At 76.7% G+C, this 550-nt stretch carries 1 pseudogene; it reads right to left on the reverse strand.

Annotated elements, in window-relative coordinates:
• A pseudogene (locus BHU15_RS37845) lies at positions 1-550 on the reverse strand (tetratricopeptide repeat protein); the annotation flags it as partial.

The raw sequence follows: 550 nt of genomic DNA on the forward strand, positions 1-550 counted from the left end.
GGGCAGCAGGACGGGCACCGGGAGCGCCCCGGCGGGCGGGTCCGCGCGCCCGTGCCGCTCGTCGGCGACGAAACGCATGCCCCGCCCCACCCCGGGCTCGTGCACGAGCATCCCCGGATCGGCGGGCAGCGCCGTACGGTCCCACAGGCGGGGCGGCAGCGGCTGGACGACGGCGATCTGGGAGACCTCGGCCCAGCGGTACAGCAGCCGCTGGGCTCCGCCGGACTGCCACAGCGGGCCCACGCAGTCGCTGATGACGAGGGTGAGCCGGCGGCCGGTGACGTCGCGGTGCTGGTCGGCGGGGCGCAGCCGGGTCTGGTGCGGGTCGGGGCCGGTACCGGCCATCGCCGAGCCGTCCGGTCCCTGGTGCAGATAGTGCACCTGGACGTCGCGGAACGCGCCGAGCCGTTCGCAGGCCTGGCGGAGCCGGTCCAGCGTGGGTTGCCACACGGACGCGGTCGGGGAGGCGTCCATCAGGAGCTGGATCTCGGCCTCCCGGTGCGCGGCCGGACGGCGTACGGGGCACAGGAACCCGTCGGCGGCGCTGCGC

Origin of the sequence: Streptomyces niveus, assembly GCF_001723055.1 — a bacterium.
GTDB classification, from domain to species: domain Bacteria; phylum Actinomycetota; class Actinomycetes; order Streptomycetales; family Streptomycetaceae; genus Streptomyces; species Streptomyces niveus.